Genomic DNA, 7,926 nt, shown 5'->3' on the forward strand with positions numbered 1-7,926 from the left:
TCTTAAAAGACGGGGCGTATGTTTCCCACTGGTTGTTGGGGCTATCTCTTTCCCTACACCCCACACCCCACACCCTACACCCCGCCCCAACGGGGCTTGGTCACATTTAAGCGCGTTACAGAATTGCGCGTGTTGGTGTTAGATGATTTTAATACTTATGATTAAAATGGTGCGTTACACTGCGTTAACGCACCCTACAAATTTAACTAATTCTTAACTCATAATTCCTCACTTAGGTAGAGACGTTCCACTGGAACGTCTCTACCGCTTTTCCTAACTTTATTAAGGAACAATCAACACCGGACAAGGTGAAAGATTCGTCACGCGAGTGGTGACGCTATCTGTTGCACCTTCTTCGGTCAAGCCTAGTCCGCGACAGCCCATGATGATTAAATTGGCATTAATTTCATCGGCAACGTCACAAATTGTAAAGGCAGGGTTGCCTTCTCTTTCGATGGTTTCGGCTTGAATTCCTTGCTGAGAAAATAATGCTTGGGCACTTTGCAGCAGTTTGGCAACCGCTTCTGGTGACATCATGGGATCTGTTGTTGGTGCGTCTGGGTTGGGTTCTTCGACGACAGACAGCAGCACTAAGCGACTACCGTACTTTTGCACGATGTTGGCAACCACGTCAGCGGCTTCCCGCGCTTCCCGGCTTTGATCGAGTGGAAATAAAACTGTTTTGAACATCTGATTCACCTGCGTAGCCCTTACTCCGGTAAAATCTGGAATGGCTCTACTTACAAAAAATAACAAAAAGGCGATCGCGAGGTTTGTACTATGTCCAAAAAAACTTTAGCAAATCTATCGGCTTCTGACTTATCCGGCAAACGCGCTTTGGTGCGGGTTGACTTTAATGTGCCTGTAGACGACAGTGGCAAGATTACAGATGATACCCGCATTCGGGCAGCGCTGCCAACTATCCAGGATTTAGCTCAGAAGGGCGCTAAAGTAATTCTAGTTAGCCATTTTGGGCGTCCTAAAGGCGTGGATGACAAATTGCGTCTCACACCAGTTGCAAAGCGCTTGTCTGAGTTGCTAGGGCAAGAAGTCGTCAAAACTGATGACTCCATCGGTGATGACGTTGCGGCAAAAGTGGGAGCGTTGCAAAATGGACAAGTGTTGTTGCTAGAAAATGTCCGCTTCTACAAGGAAGAGGAGAAAAACGATCCAGAATTTGCGAAAAAACTCGCTGCAAATGCTGATTTGTATGTCAATGATGCTTTTGGCACAGCACACCGCGCTCACGCATCTACCGAAGGTGTGACTAAATATCTCAGTCCTTCGGTTGGGGGATATTTGATTGAAAAGGAATTGCAGTATTTGCAAAGCGCGATCGCTAATCCTCAACGTCCTTTAGCAGCAATTATCGGCGGTTCCAAAGTTTCCAGTAAAATCGGTGTAATTGAAGCACTGCTGGAAAAATGCGACAAGCTAATCATCGGTGGGGGTATGATTTTCACTTTCTACAAAGCCCGTGGTTTGAATGTCGGTAAATCGTTGGTGGAAGAAGACAAACTAGAATTAGCAAAGTCTTTAGAAGCTAAAGCAAAAGAACGCGGTGTTGATTTGCTGCTTCCCACAGATGTGGTTGTAGCAGATAACTTTGCCGCTGATGCCAATTCTCAAACCGTCAGCATTGACAATATCCCCGATGGTTGGATGGGTTTGGATATTGGTCCTGACTCAATAAAGGTGTTCCAAGAAGCGCTTGCTGATTGTAAGACGGTGATTTGGAATGGTCCGATGGGTGTGTTTGAGTTTGATAAATTTGCCGCAGGTACAGAAGCGATCGCTCACACTTTAGCCGACATCAGCAAAAAAGGCGCTATCACCATTATCGGCGGTGGCGACTCTGTAGCGGCTGTGGAAAAAGTCGGTTTAGCCGATCAAATGAGTCACATTTCCACCGGCGGTGGTGCCAGTTTGGAGTTACTCGAAGGTAAGGAATTACCCGGAATCGTTGCTTTAGATGAAGCCTAATCAAGTGTGAAGGATGAAGGATAAAGGATGATTTCATTCTTTATCCTTTCTGTCTTTGCTTAAATTTTTATTTTAAATTGTTGTGGAACCAAAATGGCTGGAATGGGCGCAAAAGTTGAAAGCGATCGCTCAAAATGGTCTGACTTATTCAGAAAATCCTTTTGATATTCAGCGCTTTCAACAATTGCAAGAAATTACTGCGGAAATTTTATCGACTTATTCAAATACAGAACTAAGCTATATTTTGGATTTATTCGCTGATGATGTCGGCTACGCTACTCCGAAAGTTGATGTGCGCGGAGTTGTCTTTCAAGGCGATACGATATTATTAGTTAAAGAGCGAGTAGACGGCTGTTGGACTTTACCTGGTGGATGGGCTGATATTGGTGATTCCCCAAGTGAAGTAACTGTGAGAGAAGTTTTTGAAGAATCTGGTTATTTAACTCGCGCTGTCAAAGTTTTGGCTGTCTATGATAGAGATAGGCAAGGACATCCTCCTTTTCTACATTACGTTTACAAGCTATTTTTTCTGTGTGAATTAGTTGGGGGTTCTGCTTCAGTAAGCATTGAAACGGAGGAAGTAGGATTTTTTGAAGAAGATAATATTCCTGAGTTATCTTTGGGACGTGTGACACCAGCGCAAATTACGCGATTTTTTCAACATCACCGCGATCCAAATTTGCCGACGGATTTCGATTAAGGGGATTAGATATGGCTTCAAAGTTCTAGTTTATCAGCAATTTGCTAGCATTATTTTTTATGGATATTCTCAAGTAGTTTTACACTCAATGTTCTTTTCATAATTAATTGCAGACAAATGACTTCAATTACTCAATACAAACAAGTACAGCAGCATCCGAGACTCGGAGTTGAAGTGTTACAGGGTTGTAGTTTGATTAACCTGACAAATTTACAAATACGTGAATTTAAGCAATCACTTTGGGAACACGGTGTTGTTGTAGTTAGACAGCAACATCTTACCGCTTCGCAGTTGGAAGAATTTGCTAGAAATACGTTTGGCGATTTAATGTTTGGTGGCTATGCTAAGACATTAGATCCTGATATTAGCCCAGATTTACAAAGTCAATATGTAAATATTTTGGGTAATCCAAAAGGACTTGCTCAAGAAGTGGTAGGAAAGTTTGCTTGGCAATGGCATCATGATAAAGATGGCATCCCATGCACAGAGGGACTGGATATGAATGCACTTTATGTGGTGATGCTTTATGGGGTGAAACTACCTCCGGAAGGGATAAATGGGCAACCCCATACAACTGAGTTTATCGACATGGTAGAAGCGTATAATAATTTGGATCGTCAACATCAGCAGCAATTAGAAAAGATGTTTATGTATCACGCACCACCAATGTTTTCTAAAAGTAACAAAACGCTAGTTGATATTCCTCAAAAAGTGCATCCAATTGTGTCTACTCACAAAGTTACTGGTCAAAAAGGATTATATTTAGGTTCAAATACAACGATTCCTGTGGGTATGGAAGATAAACCATCAGCAAAACGTTTTTGGAACGATTTATTTCAGACTGTTTTAAATTGCACTCCCGTTTATTCTCATGTTTGGCATCCAGGAGATGTTATCTTTTGGGACAATTCACAAGTGATGCATAGAGGTACTTTTTATGATGCAACAAAGTATCAACGTATTGCATTACGTTTAGGAGTTGTAGATACGCAGATTTGATGTTTTGAATAAGTACAGTTTTGTGTGAAATCGTAACAATTTAAGGTTGAATTTTCAACGCAAAGGGACGCTAAGGAAAACGCAAAGGTTCGCAGAGGTTCGCTATGAATTAATCTGTACTAAGGCGTTTTTATGGGCGTGGGTGTTGGTGTAGATGTTGGTGTGGGTGTTGGTGTGGGTGTTGGTGTAGGTGTTGGTGTGGGTGTTAATATCGGTGTAGAAGTTTCTGTGGGTGTCGGTGTCGGAGATAAGGGTGGTGCGGGATTTTCGGCAGTGATGCTAAGTTGATAATCTACTGGTTTTGATGCGGTGGAAACGACGACAAACTCATAATATCCGTCTTCTGGAAGTTCATTAGATAATGAACGTTTTGGAGAATCTTCTAAAAATTTGATTTTGCCAGAGGGGGAATAAATTGATAGCAAAATTTGCGAATTTGCTTGTAGTTTCACATCCATCAATTGATTTTTGGCAAGTTCGGCAATGAATACTTTGCCATCAGCAGCTTTGAGAGTACCGCTAACTGTTTTGCTGTTAGCACCTTTATCAAATATAAGTTTCTGAAAAGCCCTACCGGAAACGATCGCCTGAACTTTATCACTAACAAATCCTTGCCAAACTTGTCCAATGGGTGTAGTAAGAAAATTTTTACCTTCTTGTTCGGGAAATTGCTGATAAAAGGCAACATTAGCCAAATCATATAAAGAACGACTACCAACGTTGATTTCATTGACTTGGGCTTTAGCGCGATCGCGTTGTGCTGCTGTATAATTTCCTAATTGCTGACGGGCATTTTTACTCAGTGGTGTCAGCTTCTCTAATAATTCGGCGGCTGTTTTATCCCACTCAGCCCGCAAACTGTCATCTTCAGGATTATCGCTGAGTTTGCGTCCTTTTAAACTGGGATTTTTCTCCCAAAAAACTTGATTTACCAAGTCAACGTAAAAGTTGAAATCTATACCCAACTGTTGACGGCGATCGCTTAATTTTTCTTTACGTGCGCGTTCTTCGGGTGAGTATTTTGCTAGCGGATCGGTTGGCTGGTTATTGCTGGGTGTAGGTTGCGTCGTATCTTGTGAAGAATCTCCGCCACGAGATAATATCAAGTTTGTTCCCAACCAACCAACACCAACAACCCCAGCTAGCGCTAATCCCACCAGCAAGCTTTTCCCAGATGTCCACGAATTTTTTGGTTGAGGAATATCGGGGGAGGGAAGAGTGGGGGAGGGAGGAGTGGGGGAGGGGGGAAGGGGGGAAGGGGGGGCTACTGCTACGGTGGCAGATGTTGGTTCTGTCGATTGAGTCGGGGGATAGTTGACATAAGGCGAGTTTAATGCGTTTAAAACTTGACGCGCTGATTGAAAGCGATCGCCTGGTCTAGGTGATAGCATTCTCTCTAACACCTGTTCTAAATTCGGACTTAAACTAACTTCCCGTCGCCATTGCCAAGTTAAAGTATGAGTATCAATTAATTCTTGCGGTTGTCTACCTGTCAGTAAAACTAACACCGTCGCCGCTAAAGCATACAAATCGCTGTGAGGAGATACCAGCCCAGTTTGCATCTGTTCTGAAGGTGCGTATCCCACCTTACCGAGTAGCGTTGCGGGTGGTGTCGCAGCACCGTTTTGGGAATATTCTGAAGCTACGGCTGCGACTACTTGTTTCACCCCGCCAAAGTCAATTAAGATTGGCAATTGGTCAGCGGTGCGAAGAATTAAATTATCGGGGGAGATATCGCGGTGAATGACTCCCAAAGAGTGGATATAATCCAAAACTGGCAAAATTTGCAGCAATAACTGACGCACTTCTGCTTCACTAAAACGCAAACCTTGCTGTAAGCGAGTATTTAATAAAGCGTTGTAAGGTTGCCCTTCTACATAATCTTGCACCAAAAACAAATATTCTTTACCCCCCAAATTGCTGCGAAACAATTCGCGGAAGCGGGGAATTTGCGGATGTTGCAATTTGTAAAGAACAGTTGCTTCTCGCTGAAATAGTTCTTCAGCTTTTTGTAAAACGTAAGGAGTTTGAACTTGGGGAGAGAATTCCTTTAAAACACAAAGTTCCCGAAAGCGGTTGATATCTTCAGCTAAATGAGTGCGTCCGAATCCTCCTTGACCGAGTAGACGTACAATAATATAGCGATCGCCTAAAGTTTGTCCCGGTTGGATACCCTGACCGATCGGATTTTGATTTAACTTTTCACCACAATGAAGACAAAAGCGACTACCAGCAGGATTTTCGTGTCCTTTGGAACAATAAACGAGATTCATAATAATTTAGTTAGTGGTTGGATGTTGGTTGTTGCTTGAGTTGTTGGGCAATGGGCAATGGGCATTGGTAATAAAAGATGCTTTCCATGCCCCATGCCCCATGCCCCATGCCCCATGCCCCATACCCCACTATCCACCAACCACTAACCTTATTGTTGTACTTTACTAACTTGATCGGCAGCGATCGCATACCAAATTTGACCGAGAGTCTTTTGATTGAGTTTCCCACGTCGCTGACCTGGGAACAAGCGATCGAATTTTTGATTTGTGTCTCTGTTTAATTGACTGATTGTATAATCACCTAACTGTCCTGCTTGCGCTTTGCGTCTCCAAACGTCGTAATCTTGGGAACCGTAATTTCCCAACTTCCGACGCGATGCGTTACTGAGTTTAGCTTGTTCTAATTTATCTAGCAAGTCATCAGCTACACCGTACCATTCTTTGCGTAAAGCAGCATCTTCTGAGTCAGAGGTAAGAGCGCGTCCTTGTAATTCTGGCTTTTCAGTATAAAATAAATTATCTACAGTTCGAGTAAAAAATCCTTGAGGAATTTCTAATTCTTCACGGCGATTAACAATTTGACTTATATCTTTATTATTCGCAGGTTTACTTTCCGGATTCGATCCCCCCGGTATCGGTAGAGAAATTGAGGGAACAGATATTGATGATACACCGCGAACAATGGCATTTACTACCGCCCAAGTACCAGCGAAAGTTAAAACAACCGCAGTTGTCCCAATAAGACTAACAGCAAAAGGACGAAGCCAAACAGGTAAAGGTAACGCACCAGCGATTAATTGCGTTCTTTTGTGGAGATTACTGACAACAGCACCAGCGCGTTGTCGCCCAGGAGCGGCTATCATAGTTTTCAGCTTGGTGATGTGTGGATTTGCAGCTTTGACAGCGATAGAAAAGTTTAAATCTTTGATAACTTCATTCGCTGTTTGATAGCGATCGCTTGGTTTATAAGCAAGCATCCTTTTTAACACCGCTTCCAGTTGCGAACTGACTTGAATTTCCTTTCCCCAACGCCAAACAGCTTGATAACTGTCGTAAAGATGTTGCGGTTCCTTACCTGTCAATAATACCAGCGATGTCACCGCCAAAGAGTACAAATCGCTACTAGGAAACGCCTTACCCTGACGTAACTGTTCTTCTGGCGCGTAACCCTTTTTACCCAACAACGTGCGATTTCCACCCAACTGAGTAAACCAAAAACCCTTACTCGCGGGTAATTGCTTCACACCCCCAAAATCAATCAACACCGGCAACTTATCAGAACTCCGCAAAATCAAATTATCAGGAGAAATATCGCGGTGAACGACATCAACTGAGTGAATATACGATAAGACAGGTAAAATTTCTTGCAGTAACTTAATTACCTCTTCTTCACTAAAAGTTTGACGTTCTAACAACTGATAATAATTTTCACCCTCCACATAATCTTGCACCAAAAAGAAAAAATCTTTATTACCTAACTTCGCTTGCAAAGAAGCGTGAAAACGGGGAATTTGCGGATGCTGAAGTTTCTTTAAAACACTTGCTTCGCGTTCAAATAATTCTTTCGCTTTTAGTAAATCTTGTTGTGCTTCAACTTGAGGTGCAAATTCCTTCAGCACGCAATTTTGATTCGATTGATTATCAACAGCCAAATAAGTGCGTCCAAAACCGCCCTGCCCCAATTGCCGTAAAATATGATAGCGATTCTCCACCACCTTCCCCGTAGCAAGAGGCAACGGTTCACCGCAGTGGATACAAAATCGGTTACTCTGATTATTTGCGTGTTGTTTACTGCAATAGACTTGCATAATGCCCAAGGGTGAATGAAGGGTTTTCTTTACTGCTACAACAAGTGCAGCCTTATTTACGCAAAATTATGAATAGGGAGTGGGGAATGAGGGAGTGGGGGAGTGGGGGAGTGGGGGAGTGGGGGAGTGGGGGAGTGGGGGAGTGGGGGAGTGGGGGAGTGGG

The 7,926-nt window shown here is 43.0% G+C and carries 6 protein-coding genes; 3 read left to right on the plus strand and 3 right to left on the minus strand.

What is annotated here, in order from left to right:
- Window positions 1-282: 282 nt before the first annotated feature.
- The gene (locus AABK37_RS38685) at window positions 283-690 is read right to left on the minus strand and encodes a universal stress protein (RefSeq protein WP_039739532.1); all 408 of its coding nucleotides are present in this window, start codon (window positions 688-690) and stop codon (window positions 283-285) included.
- A 90-nt stretch (window positions 691-780) separates the two neighbouring features.
- Between AABK37_RS38685 and AABK37_RS38690 the strand changes: the two genes are divergently transcribed.
- The 3 genes from AABK37_RS38690 (at window position 781) to AABK37_RS38700 (ending at window position 3,682) form a co-directional block, all read left to right on the plus strand.
- Window positions 781-1,983, plus strand: coding sequence for a phosphoglycerate kinase (locus AABK37_RS38690; RefSeq protein WP_432556710.1), 1,203 nt, complete (start codon window positions 781-783; stop codon window positions 1,981-1,983).
- A gap of 82 nt (window positions 1,984-2,065) precedes the next feature.
- Window positions 2,066-2,683, plus strand: a complete 618-nt coding sequence (locus tag AABK37_RS38695; RefSeq protein ID WP_432556711.1) for an NUDIX hydrolase — start codon at window positions 2,066-2,068, stop codon at window positions 2,681-2,683.
- Window positions 2,684-2,800: 117 nt separating this feature from the next.
- Complete coding sequence (locus tag AABK37_RS38700) at window positions 2,801-3,682, plus strand: TauD/TfdA dioxygenase family protein (RefSeq protein WP_432556712.1); 882 nt, start codon at window positions 2,801-2,803, stop codon at window positions 3,680-3,682.
- A gap of 119 nt (window positions 3,683-3,801) precedes the next feature.
- Here AABK37_RS38700 and AABK37_RS38705 read toward each other — a convergent pair whose 3' ends face one another.
- Both AABK37_RS38705 and AABK37_RS38710 read right to left on the minus strand, forming a co-directional pair.
- Window positions 3,802-5,955: a protein kinase domain-containing protein gene (locus AABK37_RS38705; RefSeq protein ID WP_432556713.1), complete on the minus strand. Its 2,154-nt coding sequence runs from the start codon at window positions 5,953-5,955 to the stop codon at window positions 3,802-3,804.
- Between the two features lie 149 nt (window positions 5,956-6,104).
- Complete coding sequence (locus tag AABK37_RS38710; protein WP_432556714.1) at window positions 6,105-7,763, minus strand: protein kinase domain-containing protein; 1,659 nt, start codon at window positions 7,761-7,763, stop codon at window positions 6,105-6,107.
- Window positions 7,764-7,926: the final 163 nt, after the last annotated feature.

This window comes from Tolypothrix sp. VBCCA 56010 (genome assembly GCF_050875635.1).
In the GTDB taxonomy this organism is placed as follows: Bacteria; Cyanobacteriota; Cyanobacteriia; order Cyanobacteriales; family Nostocaceae; genus Hassallia.

Bases quoted from the DNA above. Each gene is read 5' to 3' on its own strand.
- AABK37_RS38690 (WP_432556710.1), top strand. From the start codon at position 781: ATGTCCAAAAAAACTTTAGCAAATCTATCGGCTTCTGACTTATCCGGC.
- AABK37_RS38710 (WP_432556714.1), bottom strand. From the start codon at position 7,763: ATGCAAGTCTATTGCAGTAAACAACACGCAAATAATCAGAGTAACCGA.
- AABK37_RS38685 (WP_039739532.1), bottom strand. From the start codon at position 690: ATGTTCAAAACAGTTTTATTTCCACTCGATCAAAGCCGGGAAGCGCGG.
- AABK37_RS38700 (WP_432556712.1), top strand. From the start codon at position 2,801: ATGACTTCAATTACTCAATACAAACAAGTACAGCAGCATCCGAGACTC.
- AABK37_RS38705 (WP_432556713.1), bottom strand. From the start codon at position 5,955: ATGAATCTCGTTTATTGTTCCAAAGGACACGAAAATCCTGCTGGTAGT.